The 15,743-nt window shown below is 72.2% G+C and carries 17 protein-coding genes and 1 tRNA gene; 12 read left to right on the top strand and 6 right to left on the bottom strand.

Translation table 11 applies throughout. The features are described 5' to 3' along the window. The first annotated feature begins 46 nt into the window (after positions 1-46). Positions 47-697: a hypothetical protein gene (locus ACNJ93_RS17205; RefSeq protein WP_418958287.1), complete on the top strand. Its 651-nt coding sequence runs from the start codon at positions 47-49 to the stop codon at positions 695-697. A gap of 352 nt (positions 698-1,049) precedes the next feature. Here the strand turns inward: ACNJ93_RS17205 and ACNJ93_RS17210 are convergent, their stop codons facing one another. Then, on the bottom strand, positions 1,050-1,802 hold the full coding sequence (locus ACNJ93_RS17210; RefSeq protein WP_418961438.1) for an SLATT domain-containing protein: 753 nt from the start codon (positions 1,800-1,802) through the stop codon (positions 1,050-1,052). A gap of 319 nt (positions 1,803-2,121) precedes the next feature. Here ACNJ93_RS17210 and ACNJ93_RS17215 point away from each other — a divergent pair, with 319 nt between their 5' ends. The 7 genes from ACNJ93_RS17215 (at position 2,122) to ACNJ93_RS17245 (ending at position 8,597) form a co-directional block, all read left to right on the top strand. Next, on the top strand, positions 2,122-2,457 hold the full coding sequence (locus ACNJ93_RS17215; RefSeq protein WP_418961439.1) for a YbaB/EbfC family nucleoid-associated protein: 336 nt from the start codon (positions 2,122-2,124) through the stop codon (positions 2,455-2,457). Between the two features lie 74 nt (positions 2,458-2,531). Further along, entirely contained in the window at positions 2,532-3,131 is a 600-nt protein-coding gene (gene recR / locus ACNJ93_RS17220; protein ID WP_418958288.1) for a recombination mediator RecR, read from the top strand. Between the two features lie 44 nt (positions 3,132-3,175). Then, entirely contained in the window at positions 3,176-3,838 is a 663-nt protein-coding gene (locus tag ACNJ93_RS17225; RefSeq protein ID WP_418958289.1) for a DUF5063 domain-containing protein, read from the top strand. Between the two features lie 147 nt (positions 3,839-3,985). Next, positions 3,986-5,260: an aspartate kinase gene (locus ACNJ93_RS17230; protein WP_418958290.1), complete on the top strand. Its 1,275-nt coding sequence runs from the start codon at positions 3,986-3,988 to the stop codon at positions 5,258-5,260. Next, positions 5,257-6,306: an aspartate-semialdehyde dehydrogenase gene (locus ACNJ93_RS17235; RefSeq protein ID WP_418958291.1), complete on the top strand. Its 1,050-nt coding sequence runs from the start codon at positions 5,257-5,259 to the stop codon at positions 6,304-6,306. The genes ACNJ93_RS17230 and ACNJ93_RS17235 overlap by 4 nt, the downstream gene beginning before the upstream one ends. Positions 6,307-6,576: 270 nt before the next feature. Continuing rightward, complete coding sequence (locus tag ACNJ93_RS17240) at positions 6,577-7,443, top strand: SigE family RNA polymerase sigma factor (protein ID WP_418958292.1); 867 nt, start codon at positions 6,577-6,579, stop codon at positions 7,441-7,443. After that, entirely contained in the window at positions 7,440-8,597 is a 1,158-nt protein-coding gene (locus ACNJ93_RS17245) for a hypothetical protein (RefSeq protein ID WP_418958293.1), read from the top strand. Before ACNJ93_RS17240 ends, ACNJ93_RS17245 begins: the two co-directional genes overlap by 4 nt. Positions 8,598-8,805: 208 nt before the next feature. Here ACNJ93_RS17245 and ACNJ93_RS17250 read toward each other — a convergent pair whose 3' ends face one another. From ACNJ93_RS17250 to ACNJ93_RS17260, 3 genes are all read right to left on the bottom strand, one after another. Then, positions 8,806-9,549, bottom strand: coding sequence for an SURF1 family protein (locus tag ACNJ93_RS17250; RefSeq protein ID WP_418958294.1), 744 nt, complete (start codon positions 9,547-9,549; stop codon positions 8,806-8,808). 22 nt (positions 9,550-9,571) lie between these two features. Further along, on the bottom strand, positions 9,572-11,467 hold the full coding sequence (locus tag ACNJ93_RS17255) for a prolyl oligopeptidase family serine peptidase (protein ID WP_418958295.1): 1,896 nt from the start codon (positions 11,465-11,467) through the stop codon (positions 9,572-9,574). A 68-nt stretch (positions 11,468-11,535) separates the two neighbouring features. Next, positions 11,536-12,207 carry a peroxiredoxin-like family protein gene (locus ACNJ93_RS17260; RefSeq protein ID WP_418958296.1) on the bottom strand — a complete coding sequence of 224 codons (672 nt, stop codon included), beginning with the start codon at positions 12,205-12,207 and terminating at the stop codon, positions 11,536-11,538. Positions 12,208-12,332: 125 nt separating this feature from the next. Between ACNJ93_RS17260 and ACNJ93_RS17265 the strand changes: the two genes are divergently transcribed. The 3 genes from ACNJ93_RS17265 (at position 12,333) to ACNJ93_RS17275 (ending at position 13,697) form a co-directional block, all read left to right on the top strand. Then, a complete protein-coding gene (locus ACNJ93_RS17265; protein ID WP_418958297.1) occupies positions 12,333-12,938 on the top strand; it encodes a TetR/AcrR family transcriptional regulator in 606 nt (201 codons plus the stop codon). 15 nt (positions 12,939-12,953) lie between these two features. Then, a complete protein-coding gene (locus ACNJ93_RS17270) occupies positions 12,954-13,160 on the top strand; it encodes a cold-shock protein (protein WP_418958298.1) in 207 nt (68 codons plus the stop codon). Positions 13,161-13,367: 207 nt separating this feature from the next. After that, positions 13,368-13,697, top strand: a complete 330-nt coding sequence (locus tag ACNJ93_RS17275; protein ID WP_418958299.1) for an SCO4225 family membrane protein — start codon at positions 13,368-13,370, stop codon at positions 13,695-13,697. Between the two features lie 88 nt (positions 13,698-13,785). Here the strand turns inward: ACNJ93_RS17275 and ACNJ93_RS17280 are convergent. Both ACNJ93_RS17280 and ACNJ93_RS17285 read right to left on the bottom strand, forming a co-directional pair. After that, a tRNA-Pro gene (locus tag ACNJ93_RS17280) sits at positions 13,786-13,859 on the bottom strand. 226 nt (positions 13,860-14,085) lie between these two features. Then, the gene (locus tag ACNJ93_RS17285; protein WP_418958300.1) at positions 14,086-15,024 is read right to left on the bottom strand and encodes a metallophosphoesterase; all 939 of its coding nucleotides are present in this window, start codon (positions 15,022-15,024) and stop codon (positions 14,086-14,088) included. A gap of 157 nt (positions 15,025-15,181) precedes the next feature. On the opposite strand from ACNJ93_RS17285, the gene ACNJ93_RS17290 reads away from it, so the two are divergent. Beyond that, positions 15,182-15,646, top strand: coding sequence for a GatB/YqeY domain-containing protein (locus ACNJ93_RS17290; protein ID WP_418958301.1), 465 nt, complete (start codon positions 15,182-15,184; stop codon positions 15,644-15,646). Positions 15,647-15,743: the final 97 nt, after the last annotated feature.

Consider the following 15,743-nt stretch of genomic DNA (forward strand, 5'->3'; position numbering starts at 1 on the left):
CGACCCGACGCGTGACGACGACAGACAACGGAGAGCGAGCCCCGCCTTGGCCTGTGACCTGTGGCTGGTCCCCCTCGTCGACGTGCTGTGCCACAGCCCCGACAATCCCTTCGCCGAAGAGATCGCCGCCTACGACAAGGCCCTGACCGAGGCCGGTCTGCCCACCGTGCCCGTCTTCGCGTACATGCCGGGCCTCTCCGGCGACGTCGCGCCCGTGGCCGGTTTCGACTACGACGCGCTGCACTTCCTGCGCCGCGCCTACCTGCTCCAGCTGTGCGGGCTGCCGGTCGAGCCGGTCGGCGAGCTGGGCGGGGACTACGAACAGCTCCTGGAGATGTTCGAGTCGGCCGCGCAGCAGTCCCACCTCGTCTGGCACTACGACCACGCCGGCGCGTACGTGCCCGTGGACTTCGCCGCCCCGCTCTCCAACGACGAGCTCCTGGAGGGCGGCGGACCGCTCGGCTCCTCGCACGGGCTGCTGCGGGAGCTGCAGTTCGTCGCCCCGGCGATCGGCATCGACCCGGCGAACCCCCCGGCCGCCCCGCTCCCCCCGGAGCGCCCCACGGCCCTGGAGGAGCCGGCCGGCCCGGTCCCGTACGACGACAGCCCCTTCGCCCGCGAACGCCACGTCTGGCTGGGCCTCCACGCCGCCGCCACCCGAAGCCTCAGCCAAGGCTCCATGATCATCTTCAGCTGACGGGAAGCACCCCGCGCCCGACAGGGGCGCGGGGAACCGCGCGAAACGCACCACGCACCCGCAGGTGAGAGCGGGGAGCAGCCGACCAGGGGCGCGGGGAACTGCGCAAGAACCCACCACGCACCCGCAGGTGAGAGCGGGGAGCAGCCGACTAGGGGCGCGGGGAACTGCGCGACAAACCACAACGCATCCGCAGGGAAAGGCCGACCGCACCCGACAGGGGCGCGGGGAACCGCGCGAGACACACAACGCACCCGCAGGCAAAAGCCGACCGCACCGGACTAGGGGCGCGGGGAACCGCGCAACACCCCCCCCCGCACCCGCACGGGCTCACCGCCCTCCCCACGCAGCCTCAGCGAGGCTCAGGCGGCCGCTGCCGCGGCATGTTCGGCCGAGTCCCCGGCGGCAGCGGAAACCGCGCCGACGGATGCGCCGACTCCGCCCGCACCCCCGGCGCCCCCACCGACTGCATCACCAGCGGCGCGGGCCCGGACCGGAACTCCACCATCCAGTCCGCCGTCTCCGCCCGCACCAGCTCCGTCACGTCCTCCGAGAACCGCCGCAGAATCCCCAGGCAGCGTTCCGCCGCCTCGCTCGCCGTGCCCTCCGTCGGGCCGAGCACCTCCCGGACGCTCTCCGACGCCCAGTCGAACTGCAGCGCCTGCAGCCGCCGCTGGATCGCCTGGGCCGTGGCCACGTTCCTTATCCAGCCCGACGTGAGCCCGAAGAACCGGTCGCAGCCCACGCACGCCGCCCCCAGCAGCAGCGACAGGTACCCCCAGCCGGCCGCCCCGTCCGCCGCCACGCCCGTGAGGTCGAGCAGCGGCAGCGCGGCGCCCGCGACGACCCCGACGGCCGTCCCGACGCGCAGCGTCACCGCGGCACGTCGCTTGCGGACCCGGTCGGACAGGTACCACTCCGCGGTCCGCAGCGCGTTGGACTCCACCCAGCGGTACAGCTCGTCGAGACGCTCCGCGGGCTCGCCCCAGTCGCCGTGCGGGAACGGCGCGCCCGTCAGATCGGGCCGGCCGTCCCGGGCCTCGCCGGGCTGCCCGGACTGCCCGGACTGCTCCGGCTGCTCCGGCTGCATCTCCGGCGGCTGCATGTCCGGCTGCTGGCTCACCGGGGCACTCCTCTGCATGGTTGCGTCGTGCGAAACGTCGTGCGATGCGTCCGATACGTCGTGCGATGCGTCGAGCGTGACGTGCGGTGCACGTGGTGCCTGCCCTTCCTACCGCCGAATGGTGGGCTGTGGGCCCGCATTCCCGGGATTTCCGCCCGCAAGAGGGCCTTGATCAGGTAGAGGAGCCCCGAGTTTCTCACTCGAAAGAGTTGGGCGGCAGCGGGGGCCTGGACCACGTAGGCTCGGCGTACCGAAGCGATACCGACGAGTCGTCCGCAGTGACCCGCAGGAGTGAGTGAACGTGATCCCCGGTGGTGGCCAGCCCAACATGCAGCAGCTGCTCCAGCAGGCGCAGAAGATGCAGCAGGACCTCGCGCGCGCCCAGCAGGAGCTCGCCGAGACCGAGGTCGACGGCCAGGCCGGCGGCGGCCTCGTCAAGGCGACCGTGACCGGTTCCGGCGAGCTGCGCGCCCTCGTGATCGACCCGAAGGCGGTGGACCCCGAGGACACCGAGACCCTGGCCGACCTGGTCGTCGCCGCGGTCAAGGCCGCCAACGACAACGCCCAGGCGCTCCAGCAGGCCAAGCTCGGCCCGCTCGCGCAGGGCCTCGGCGGGATGCCGGGCCTGGGCTTCTGACAGTCCCGCCCATGGGCTTCTGACAGTCCCGCCCACTACCGTAAGAAACAAGCACTCCCCAGAAGGGCGTTCCGTTGTACGAAGGCGTGGTTCAGGACCTCATCGACGAACTGGGCAGGCTGCCCGGCGTCGGTCCCAAGAGCGCGCAGCGGATCGCCTTCCACATCCTCCAGGCCGAGCCGACCGACGTGCGCCGGCTGGCGCACGCCCTGCTCGAGGTCAAGGAGAAGGTCCGGTTCTGCGCGGTCTGCGGCAACGTGGCCCAGCAGGAGCAGTGCAACATCTGCCGTGACCCGCGCCGGGACCCCGCGGTGATCTGTGTGGTCGAGGAGCCGAAGGACGTCGTGGCGATCGAGCGGACCCGCGAGTTCCGCGGCCGCTACCACGTGCTCGGCGGCGCCATCAGCCCCATCGAGGGCGTCGGCCCGGACGACCTGCGGATCCGCGAGCTGCTCGCCCGGCTCGCGGACGGCACGGTCACCGAGCTGATCCTGGCCACCGATCCCAATCTGGAGGGCGAGGCCACCGCGACGTACCTGGCGCGGATGATCAAGCCCATGGGACTGAAGGTGACGCGGCTCGCGAGCGGGCTCCCCGTCGGCGGCGATCTCGAGTACGCCGACGAGGTCACGCTGGGCCGTGCCTTCGAGGGGCGGCGCCTGCTAGATGTATGACGACAGGGCACGCGCGCACCCCGCGCCCAAGGGAGGCACCCTCGATGTCTGACGCCACGCTGCACTCGATCACGCAGGACCCGGACGACTTCGCCGTCCAGATCGCGGACTCGATCGAGTCCTTCATCGTCGCGGTCACCGAGGTGGCCAAGGGCGACGAGCCGGACAGCGCGGTCCCCTTCCTCCTCCTGGAGGTCTCCCAGCTGCTGCTGGCCGGCGGGCGGCTCGGCGCCCACGAGGACATCCTCCCGGAGGAGCGCTACGAGCCGGACACGGGCCCGGAGCCGGACGTCGACGAGCTGCGCGAGCGGTTCGCGGTGATGCTCGACCCGGTGGACGTGTTCTCCGAGGTCTTCGACCCGTACGAGCCGCGCAAGGCGCCGGTCCCCTCGCGGATCTCCGACAGCCTGGCCGACATCGTCACCGACCTGCGGCACGGCCTCGCCCACTACCGGGCCGGGCGGACCACCGAGGCGCTGTGGTGGTGGCAGTTCTCGTACTTCTCCAACTGGGGCCCGACCGCCTCGGCGACCCTCCGGGCGCTGCAGTCGCTGGTCGCGCACGTCCGCCTGGACCAGCCGCTGGCGGAGCTCGACGGGCTGGACACGGACGAGGACCTGGCCGAGGACGACCTCGCGGAGGAGGCCGGCCGGGTGATGGTGCAGGAGATCGCGGGGCCGCTGGGCCTGCGCCCGCTCAAGCGCTGAGCCGCGGGCTGGGGCCCCGGGCCGGGTCCGCCCAAGCTTTGATCAGTACATCTCAGCATGTGGTACCCCATGGGTGAATCGGTACCGGTCGATAAACTGGCGCGGACCGCAGTGATGACTGCGGCAGGGACTGAGCGAGGAGCGCACGTGGGCCTTGTCGTGCAGAAGTACGGAGGTTCCTCCGTTGCCGATGCCGAAGGCATCAAGCGCGTCGCCAAGCGGATCGTGGATGCCAAGAAGGCCGGCCATCAGGTCGTCGTCGTGGTGTCCGCGATGGGCGACACGACGGACGAGCTGATCGATCTCGCCGAGCAGGTTTCCCCGATGCCTGCCGGGCGTGAGTTCGACATGCTGCTGACCGCCGGAGAGCGGATCTCCATGGCGCTGCTGGCCATGGCGATCAAAAACCTGGGCCACGAGGCCCAGTCGTTCACCGGCAGCCAGGCAGGCGTCATCACCGACTCGGTCCACAACAAAGCGCGCATCATCGATGTCACGCCGGGCCGGATCCGTACCGCGCTCGACGGCGGCAACATCGCCATCGTCGCCGGTTTCCAGGGCGTCTCGGCGGACTCGAAGGACATCACCACCCTCGGCCGCGGCGGCTCGGACACCACCGCCGTCGCCCTCGCGGCGGCGCTGGACGCCGAGGTCTGCGAGATCTACACCGACGTGGACGGCGTCTTCACCGCCGACCCGCGCGTGGTGAAGAAGGCCCGGAAGATCGACTGGATCTCCTCCGAGGACATGCTGGAGCTCGCCGCCTCCGGCTCCAAGGTGCTGCTGCACCGCTGCGTCGAGTACGCGCGCCGTTACAACATCCCGATCCACGTGCGGTCCTCCTTCTCGGGGCTGCCGGGCACGTGGGTCAGCAACGAAAAGCCGAATGGGGACGAGCAGGTGGAGCACGCCATCATCTCCGGAGTCGCCCACGACGTCTCCGAAGCCAAGATCACGGTCGTCGGCGTCCCGGACAAGCCGGGCGAGGCCGCGGCGATCTTCCGCGCCATCGCGGACGCCGAGATCAACATCGACATGATCGTGCAGAACGTGTCCGCCGCGGCCACCGCCCTGACGGACATCTCCTTCACCCTCCCCAAGACCGAGGGCCCCAAGGCCATCGAGGCCCTGGAGAAGACGAAGGCCGCGATCGGCTTCGACTCGCTCCGCTACGACGACCAGATCGGCAAGATCTCCCTGGTCGGCGCGGGTATGAAGACCAACCCGGGCGTCACCGCCGACTTCTTCAAGGCGCTGTCCGACGCGGGCGTGAACATCGAGCTGATCTCGACCTCCGAGATCCGCATCTCGGTCGTCACCCGCCAGGACGACGTCAACGAGGCGGTCCGCGCCGTCCACACGGCCTTCGGCCTGGACAGCGACTCCGACGAGGCCGTGGTCTATGGAGGCACCGGCCGATGAACCGCGGGCCGACGCTCGCGGTCGTCGGTGCGACCGGAGCCGTCGGCGCCGTGATGCTCCAGCTGCTCTCGCAGCACGCGGACGTCTGGGGCGAGATCCGACTCGTCGCCTCCCCGCGCTCGGCCGGCGCCAAGCTGGCCGTGCGCGGCGAGGAGACCGAGGTCGTCGCCCTCTCCGAGGAGGTACTGGAGGGGGTGGACGTCGCCCTCTTCCTCGTCCCGCAGGACGTGGCGGCGCACTGGGCGCCGATCGCCGCCGCCAAGGGCGCGGTGGTCGTGGACAACTCGGCGGCGTTCCGGCTGGACCCGGACGTGCCGCTGGTCGTGCCCGAGATCAACCCGCACGCCGTACGCGTCCGACCGCGCGGGATCGTCGCGAGCCCCGGGGACACCACCCTGGCGCTGATCGTGGCCCTGGGCGCGCTGCACGCCGAGTTCGGCGTCGGCGAGGTCGTCGTCACCGCCCTGCAGGCGGTCAGCGGCGCCGGCCAGGAGGGCGTGGCCGCGCTGCGCTCGCAGCTCTCCCTGGTCGCCGGCACGGAACTGGGCGTGCACCCCGGCGACGTACGGCGGGCCGTCGGCGAGGACACCGGTCCGTTCGCCGCGCCGGTCGCGCTGAACGTGGTGCCCTGGTCCGGCGCGCCCGAGGAGGGCGGCTGGTCCTCCGAGGAGTCCGGGCTGCGGGCCGAGACCCGCAAGATCCTGGACCTGCCGGCGCTGCCGCTCGTCGCCACCTGCGTCCGGGTGCCGGTGCTCACCGCGCACTCGCTGTCCGTGCACGCCCGCTTCGAGCACCCGGTGACGGTGGAGCGGGCCCACGAGATCCTCGCCACCTCGCCGGGCGTCGTCCTCTACGACGAACCGGGCGCCGGGGACTTCCCGACGCCGGCCGACGTCGTGGGCACGGACCCGACCTGGGTGGGCCGGGTGCGCCGCGCGCCGGACGACGAACGGGCGCTGGAGTTCTTCGTCTGCGGCGACAACCTGCGCAAGGGGGCCGCCCTGAATGTCGTCCAGATCGCGGAAGCCGTCGTTTCCGCTTTGTAGGATCGGTGCACCGGCTGTGGGCAGGTCGTCGTACGTTCACGAGTAAATGCCTCTTGAACTGCGGCGTTGTCATGTCCGACGATGCTCTTCCCCCTGTCGGCAACCGCCGGCCGGACGGGGGCGTCTCTGTGGGCACCCCCGGGGTGGCCGACGGCGACGGTACGAACGGGGTAGTGGGGAAGATCGGGTACGCATGAGGACGAACGACGCACCGCCAAAAACGGTGGCGTACGCGTACAACCCTGACGGGGGGGAACGTGTCCAACAGGCGTGGCAGAGGTACTCGACATCACTGCGGTGGTCCCGCTCCGCGGCGCGGCCCTCGCCCCCGCACGGGGCACGGCGCTCGCCCCGGTCCGGGGCGAACCGCGCGTTCCGGGGCGCGGCGAGGCGCTGGTCCCGGTGCGCGGCGAACCGCTGGTCCCCGTCCGGGGCCCGGTCGGCGCTCCCGCAGGCGGAGCCGTGGTGCGCCCGCTCCGGCGGCCGCGGCCGGCCGGCGGCATGCCGGTGATCGCTCCCATGCCACCCACCCGTACGACCGGCATCCCGTCGCCGCGCGAGGGCGCTGACGACACGATGACCGCGGGAACCACCGAGACGGCCGGTGCCGCCGGGACGTCCGGCGCTGCCGCCGGTGCCGCCGCCGGGACCACCGTCGACCACCTCACCGAGACCTACCGCGCCCACTACCGGTCGCTGCTCGGTCTCGCCGCCCTGCTCCTGGACGACACCGCGGCCTGCGAGGACGTGGTCCAAGAGGCGTTCATCCGCGTGCACTCGGCGCGCTCGCGGGTCCGTGACCCCCAGAAGACGCTGGCGTACCTGCGGCAGACCGTGGTGAACCTGTCCCGGTCCGCCCTGCGCCGCCGGATCCTCGGCCTGAAGCTGCTGTCGAAGCCCATGCCCGACATGGCGAGCGCCGAGGAGGGCGCGTACGACCAGCTGGAGCGGGACGCGCTGATCAAGGCGATGCGCGGGCTGCAGCGGCGACAGCGCGAGGTGCTGGTGCTGCGGTACTTCGCCGACATGACCGAGGCGCAGGTCGCCGAGACGCTTGGGATATCCCTGGGGTCGGTCAAGGCGTACGGCTCGCGCGGCATCGCGGCGCTGCGGGTCGCCATGGAGGCCACGACATGACCGGCCCCCGGGACGACGAGCACGAACCGCTGAACAGCGGGCACGACAAGCTGAACAGCGAGCAGGACAAGCTGAGTGGGAACGACGACATCGTGAACGACGGTCCGCGGCCGGAGACGGAGCTGGGCGACCTGCTGGGCGCCGGCTTCGGGAAGAGTCAGCGCGGGGACGAGGAGGCGCTGCGGCGGCTGTTCGCCACCGCGGTCAGCGATCTGGAGCCCTCCGACGGAGCCCTGGACCACCTGCGCCGGGCGGTGCCCGCGCGGCGCGCCCGCAAGCGGCAGGCCCTCGTCGGCATGGCGGCCGCCGCGGTGCTGATCGGTACGGCGGTCCCCGCCTTCGTGCACGTCGCGAACTCGGACGGGGTCACCGACGCCAGCGCCATCAACGCCGGCCACGGCGAGCAGGCGCAGGGCGGCACCGGCAGCGAGACCGGCGTCGAGGGCGGCGGCAAGGGCAGCGACGCCCCGAGCGCCTCCGCCTCGCCCACCCGCGACGACCCGGCGTCCGAGAAGCCCCGCCGGAACGGTCCGCGCACCGGCGGCGGCTGGGACGACGGCACCGGCGAGCAGGTCCCGGACTCCGTTCCCGTCTCCGCCCCGTCCTGCCGGGCCGACCAGCTCGGCGTCGCCTCCGCGTACACCGGCGCGCCGGACTCGGAGGGCAGGGTCTACGGGACCTTCCGGGTCTCCAACGTCTCCGGCCGCACCTGCGCCGTCACCGGCGCGGGCAGCGTCGGCTTCCAGACCTCGGGCGCGGCCGACCCGGGCAAGATCTCGGTCGTCACCCACCACGCGGGCGACGCGGCCGGCGGTCTGCCGGACCCCGCGCAGGAGTCCCCGTCGCTGGTGCTGAAGCCGGACGCGACGTACGAGGTGCAGTTCGCCTGGGTCCCCTCGGAGACCTGTCCGACCACCGACACCTCGCCGACCCCGACGCCCCCGGCCACGGACGGCGGGACCGGCTCCACCGGTTCCACCGGCACGGACGGCACCACCGGCGAGCAGCCCCAGCTGGTCGCGGAGGACGGCGGCCTCGCCGAGGGCAGCGTCTCGGTGACCCACACCGCCGAGTCGGGCGGCGCCTTCGCCATGACCACCATCACCAACGCCTGCGCCGGCACCATCTACCGCACCGGCATCCTCCCCTCCTGACCCCCGGAGGCGAGCGGCACCACCGGCCGTGCTGGGGCGGGGGCGCTGGTCGGACGGGGGCTGGCTCGGACGGGGGCGCTGGTCGGACGGGGCCGTGAGGCCGGGCGATCCTGAAGGCGAGGGCGAGGGCGAGGGCGAGGCGTTGCGGTCGGGGTCCGGGCAGCCGGCCCGCCCGTGAGGCCCGGTCCGAGGGCCCGTCAGGACAGGCTCAGCCGGTGAGGCCGAGGGCCGCGTCGCGGGAGGCCTCGGCCTCCCGGCGGAACAGCCGGAACCACATGAAGACCACGAACCCGGCGAAGACGAACCACTCGGCGGTGTAGCCGAGGTTCTGGAACGCCTTGACGTCCAGCCCCGTCCCGGCCGCCGCCTTCGGCGGCACCGGCGTCAGACCGGCGGGGGAGTCCGTCTGGGTCACCCAGGCGTCGTACACCTCGTCGTCGACGACGTTCACCAGCGCCGCCGCGCTGATCACCGCCAGCTGGCCCTGCGGCAGCCCGCCCGCCACGCGCGCGCCCTTGCCCGCGCTCTCCGAGGCCTGCAGCGCCCCGGTGACCGTGACCTCTCCGGACGGCGGGGCCGGGGCCTTCGCGCCGGCCGGCAGCCAGCCCCGCACCACCGGCAGCGACCGGCCGCCGTCCGTCTTCAGCAGCGTGAGCACGTACGACCCGTCCCGCTCGTCGAGCTGCCGGTCCGGTACGAGGAACTGCTCGCCGTACCGGCCCGTGGCCTGCGCGATCCGGCCCGAGGTCTCCTTGTCCACCGGGAGCAGGGAGTCCAGCGGCACCGCCTTCCGGTCGGCGGGGTCCGGACGCTGCGAGGCCGCCTCATGGGTGTCGACGCGTTCCTCGAACTTCCCCAGCTGCCAGGTCCCCATGAACACGCAGAACGGGATCGCCAGCAGGACGAAGACGTTGATCCCCCACCAGCGGGGCGTTCTCAGGAACCGGTACACCCCTCCACGGTACGCAGCGCCCTCACCTCCCCTCCGCCGGGGTCCCCGCCGGAGCGCCGTCCGCGGGAGCGTCTGCCGCGGCCCCCGCCGCGTTCCCGCCCTGGACCTCCGACGGGACCCCGAGGTGTCTGCGTACGAAGTCCAGGTCCAGGCGCACCTGCTTGATCCGCTCCTCCACCACCAGCGAGCCGTGCCCCGCGTCGTACCGGTACACCTCGTGCACCGCGCCCCGGGCGGCAAGCCGGTCCACGTAGTTCTCCACCTGCCGGATCGGGCAGCGCGGGTCGTTGACCCCGGCCGAGATGTGCACCGGTGCCTTCACCGCGTCCACGTACGTCAGCGGCGAGGACGCCTCGTACCGCTCGGGCACCTCCTCCGGCGAACCGCCCAACAGCGTGCGGTCCAGCGCCTTCAGGGCCTCCATCTCGTCGTGGTACGCCGTCACGTAGTCGGCGACGGGCACCGCGGCGAGCCCCAGCGACCAGTCGTCCGGCTGCGTCCCCAGGCCCAGCAGCGTCAGGTAGCCGCCCCAGGAACCGCCCGAGAGCACCAGCCGCTGGGGGTCGGCGAGCCCGGAGTCCACTGCCCAGGCCCGTACGGCCGCTATGTCCTCCAGCTCGATCAGCCCGACCCGGTGCTTGAGCGCGTCCGTCCACTCCCGCCCGTAGCCCGTCGACCCGCGGTAGTTGACCCGCACCACCGCGAAACCGTGGTCCACCCAGGCCGCCGGGCCGGCCGCGAAGGAGTCGCTGTCGTGCCAGGCCGGTCCGCCGTGCACCTCGAAGACCGTCGGGTACGGGCCCTCGCCGGCCTCGGGCCGCTGCACCAGGGCGTGGATCCGCCCGCCGGGCCCCTCGACCCACACGTCCTCCACCGGCACCGAGCCAGGGGCCTTCGGCCCCGGAGGCTCGAGCACCACGCCCCCGGCCGTCGACCGCAGCACCGCCGGCCGCGCCGCCGACGACCACAGGTACTCCACCGAACCGTCGGGCCGGGCCGTCGCGCCCGACACCGAGCCCACGGGCGTGTCGACCTTCACCAGGGCGCCGGTGCCGATCTCGTACCGCCACAGGTCGCTGCGTGCCTCGTGATCGTGCGCCACCAGCAGCCCGGAACCGTCCGGGTACCACTCCGCGGAGACGTCACCCGGCAGCTCCAGGGCGAGATCGGTCTCCTCGCCCGTCGCCACGTCCCACAGCAGCGGCTCCCACCGGCCGCGCCGCTGGTGCCCCACGAGCAGCCGCGTGTCACCGGCGACCGGGGCGAAGCCCCACACGGACAGGCCCAGCTCCTGCGTGCCGCCCTTGCTGTCGTCCAGCTCCGCCACGGTCGAACCGTCCTCGGCGCGGACCACCCGCAGCGAGGCGTGCATCGAGTCGCCGTGCTCGGTGTGCTCGATCGCGATCAGCGAGGCGTCGTACGAGAGGTCGCCGACCCCGGCGGACTCCCGGTGCCGGTAGATCTCCACCGGCTCCGGGCGTCCCGGGCGCACCACGTGCACCGTCGAGCCGTCCTCGTCCGTCGACCGCCCCACGACCACCGTGCCGTCCCGGCCCAGCGCCAGCCCCGCCGGATAGGACGGCCCGAGCCCGGGAACGGCCGGCTCGTCCGCGCCGCCCTCGAAGGGCTGGCGCATCCACACTCCGAACTCGTCGCCGTCCGTGTCCGCGAACCACCAGATCCAGCGCCCGTCCGGCGGCAGCGCGCCGTCCGTGGTGCCGTTGGGCCGGTCCGTCACCTGTCGCTGTATGCCGGTGGCCCGGTCCCACGCGTACAGTTCGTACGTCCCCGTCGCGTTCGACACGAACAGCGATCGCTCCGGGGCCTCCTCGGCCCATTCGGGCAGGGACACCCGCGGCGCGCGGAAGCGCTGCTCCCAGACGGGTACGGCGGTGGGGTTCTGGTTGCTCTCGGTCATGAGTTCATGATGCTCCGCGCCGAGCCCCGTCGATCTCCCCGAAAGAAATCTGTGGATAACTCCGGGAGTCACTCGCGGCGTAGAGCATCCAGGGCATCCAGGGAATCCAGCGCGGCGAGGATGTCGTCCGGCTCCGCCCGCCGCACGTAGTCGCTGTTCACGAACGCCCAGCGGATCGTGCCGTCGCGGTCGATGACGTACGTCGCCGGCAGCGGGAGCGTCCGCGCGTGGCCGCCGTTGACCCGCTGGAGATCGAAGCCGAGCCGCCCGTACACCTCGGCCAGCTCCTCCGGCAGGTCGAAGGCGAGCCCGTACTGCTTCGCGACGCCGGAGCCGAGGTCGCTGAGCACGTCGAACGCCAGGCCGTGCTTCTCGCTGAGGGACAGCGACTCGTCCGGCACCTGCGGCGAGACGGCCACCAGCCGCGCCCCGCGCGCGGTGATCTCACCGAGCCGTTCCTGCAGCGCGCGCAGCGCGAGGTTGCAGAACGGGCACCAGGCGCCGCGATAGAAGGTCAGCACCACGGGCCCCTCGGCCAGCAGCGCGTCGAGCGAGACGGCGGATCCGCTCGCGGACGGCAGCGTGAAGCCCGGGGCGGTGGCCCCCACCGCGAGCGCCCCCTCGGCGAGCCCCGACCGCGCGAGCTGCTCGGCAGCCCGCTCCATGACGGCCAGATCGTCGGCGGCGATACGGGTGTGACGCAGATCGAACACCGCACGCAACTGAGCGTCGAGATCCATAGGACGTTCCCTCCCCAATCTTGAAACGACCGTTTCAAGATAGACGCGGGAAGGTCGCCGCACCACCTCTCGACGGCATAATCTTGAAACCCTCATTCCAACTTGACCGTTTCCGCAGGTGGACCATGCCGGACATCAAGCACTTCGACCCTGACGCGGCGCTGGAGACGGCCATGCGCCTGTTCTGGCGGCGCGGGGCCGCCGCGACGGGCATCCAGGACGTCGTCACCGCCACCGGCCTCAACCGCTCCAGCCTCTACGCCACCTTCGGCGGCAAGCAGCAGCTCTACCTGTCCGCCCTGCGCCGCTACGCCGAGCAGCGCGCCGAGGCGGCGTTCCGCCCCCTCGCCGAGGACGAGCGCGGTCTGCCCGCCGTGGAGGAGTTCTTCGACGCCCTCGTCGAGCTGCGCTGCACCGGCGACTACGCCGGCTGGGGCTGCATGCTCACCAACGCGGTCGCGGCGGGCGAGACCGGCGACCCAGAGGTGGCCGCGGTCACCGACGGCCAGTACCGCAGCCTGACCGAGGCCCTGGAACAGGCCCTCCGCACGGCGAACCGCCTGGGCGACCTGGCCCCGGCCCCCGCCGCGGACCCTCGCGCGGCCGCGGAGGTCCTGGGCCTCCTCGCGTACGGCGTGAACCTCCGCTCCCGCGCCGGCGCGCCCCTCGCCGAACTCCACCGCACCGTCCGTACGGCCCTGACCGCCCTCCGGCGCACGGGGTACAGATAGAGGGAGGAGGCCGCCATGGAAGACAGAAGCATCGGTTTCGTGAAGTCGTTCGACCGCCGTCACGGCTACGGCTTCGTACTCCCCGTCGGCTCGCAGGAGCCGGTCTTCTTCACCGCCGACGACATCGAATCCGACCCCCGCACCCTCTCCGAGGGGCAGCAGGTCTCTTTCGTCCTCGTCCTCGGCCCCGGCCGCTTCGAAGCCAAACACATCCAGTCCTGACGGCAGCGCTCACCGCCCGGCGGTTGCGTCACGGGAGGCTCCACGGGCAGGGCACCGAGTGGGTGCTCGACATCTGGCACAACTGCACGCTCAGGAGCGGTCGTTCACGCCCCATGGGGTCGAGCCGAGTCGAATTGAGTACGGATACTCACGCCGGCGTCATGGCTGGCCAGGAGCATGGGGAGCACCACATCTCCGGGGGTATCGATGAACGCTCGCACCTTGCTCCGTCTGACCTTTGCCAATGCCGCTTCCGCTGCCTACCTGGGACTCGTCGGTGCGGCCGTCGTGTTCGAGGTGGCGGCCGCGCTGTTCGGGGACCCGGGAATCGTCGGGATATGGCCGTTCCTTCTCACCGCCCCCACCTCCCTGCTGGGAGCAGCGGGCGTCGAGGCTGTCTGGGGCCTGGACGCACCCGTCTGGATCTTGGCTGTCGTGTTCGTCATCAGCGCCTTGATCCACTCCCTTGCCCTGGGAGCACTCCTGGAGGCCCTCCGCGGTCGCCGCCAAGGCCTCACCGGCCCGACCCACGGCTGAACGGCCCCGCCCCGGCCGTGGACACGCAAGCGAAAACAGGTGAGGCACCTAGGAACGTTCCTAGGTGCCTCACCTGGTGTTTCGGCTGTCGGGGTGGCGGGATTTGAACCCACGACCTCTTCGTCCCGAACGAAGCGCGCTGCCAAGCTGCGCTACACCCCGATGTCGCTGCTCTGATCTGCTCGTCGCGGCGACATCGATTACTTTAGCCCACGCGCGCGTCAGGACGAAATCCGGTTTTCGACGGGCCTCCGGGCAGGTCGGACGCGGTCCAGGGCGACGAGGGCCAGGCCCAGGGCCAGAAGGCGGCGCCCAGGACCAGGGCGTTGGTGAGGACGCCGGCGTAGCCCGGCACGGGGACGTACGGGCCCGGTGCCGTACGGGCCCCTCAGCTCCGCGCGGTGAGGGTGAGCAGCGTCGCCTCCGGCGGGCAGGCGAAGCGCACCGGCGTGAACCGGTTCGTGCCGCAGCCCGCCGAGACGTGGAGGTACGAGGTCCGGTTCCCGACGGTGTGCGTCGACAGGCCCTTCACCCGGTCCGTGTCCAGGTCGCAGTTGGTCACGAGCGCCCCGTAGAAGGGGATGCACAGCTGGCCGCCGTGCGTGTGCCCGGCCAGGATCAGCGGGTACCCGTCCGCCGTGAACGCGTCCAGGCTGCGCAGGTACGGGGCGTGCACCACGCCCATGGAGAAGTCGGCCGAGTCGTCGGGGCCGCCGGCCACCCGCTCGTACCGGTCCCGCTTGATGTGCGGGTCGTCCAGACCGGTGAAGGCGAGCTCGACGCCGTTGAGCTTCAGCCGGCCGCGGGTGTTCGTGAGGTTCAGCCAGCCCGCCTCGTCGAACGCGTCGCGCATGCCCTCCCACGGGTTGTGCACGGCGCCGACGACCGGAGCGTTGCCGTTCAGGCCGTGCCGGCCCTGGGCCTTCTCCATCAGGTACCGGGCGGGGTTGCGCAGCCGCGGCCCGTAGTAGTCGTTGGAGCCGAAGACGTACACGCCCGGGAACTCCATCAGCGGGCCGAGCGCGTCGAGCAGCTCCGGCACCGCCTCCGTGTCGGAGAGGTTGTCCCCGGTGTTCACGACGAAGTCGGGCCGCAGGCCCGCGAGCGACTGCAGCCACCGCTGCTTCTTGCGCTGCCCGCACACCATGTGGACGTCCGACACCTGCAGCACCCGCAGGTCCCGCATCCCGCGCGGCAGCACGGGCACGGTGATCCGGCGCAGCCGGAACGAACGGGCCTCGAAGCCGGCCGAGTAGATCAGGCCCGCGGCGGCCGTCGCCGCCACACCGGCCGTGATTTTCAGGGGAATTCCGTAGCGTGCGCGCATGCGTCCCATCGTCGCAGACCGCGGGGGACCGGTGAACGGCACAGGGCCCGCCCGGCGTCGCCGAGGACGTCATTCGCGCATCCGCCGGCCCTCGCCGGGCGCCGGCGGAGCCGAAAGGTCTTTGACCGGGTCCTGAGAAAAGGGCTAAGAAGTAGCCATGACCACGCTCAAGTCCAAGCTGCAGGCAGACCTCAACGCCGCCATCAAGGAGCGTGACGAGCTGCGTTCGTCCACGCTCAGGCTGACCCTGGCCGCCGTCCAGAAGGAGGAGGTCGCGGGCAAGGAGAAGCGCGAGCTCTCCGACGACGAGGTGCAGAAGGTCATCGCGAAGGAGGCCAAGAAGCGCCGGGAGGCGGCCGAGGCCTTCGAGCAGGGCGGCCGCGCCGAGCAGGCGGAGCGTGAGAAGGCGGAGGGCGGTGTCCTCGACGCGTACCTGCCGCAGCAGCTGAGCGACGCGGAGCTGGAGCAGATCGTCGCCGAGGCGGTGGCCGAGGCCCGCGAGGGCGGGGCCGAGGGCCCGCGCGCGATGGGCGCCGTCATGAAGCTGGTGAACCCGAAGGTCGCCGGGCGCGCCGAGGGCGGCCGCGTGGCCGCCACCGTGAAGAAGCTCCTCGCCGGCTGACCCGCGGCCCACGGCCCACGGCCCACAGCCCCCACAGCCGACCGGCTGACGGCCGACGCCGGCAGCCGACGACCGCCGCCCACAGCCCAACCGGCCC

Origin of the sequence: Streptomyces tritici, from assembly GCF_048500665.1 — a bacterium.
GTDB lineage: Bacteria > Actinomycetota > Actinomycetes > Streptomycetales > Streptomycetaceae > Streptomyces > Streptomyces tritici.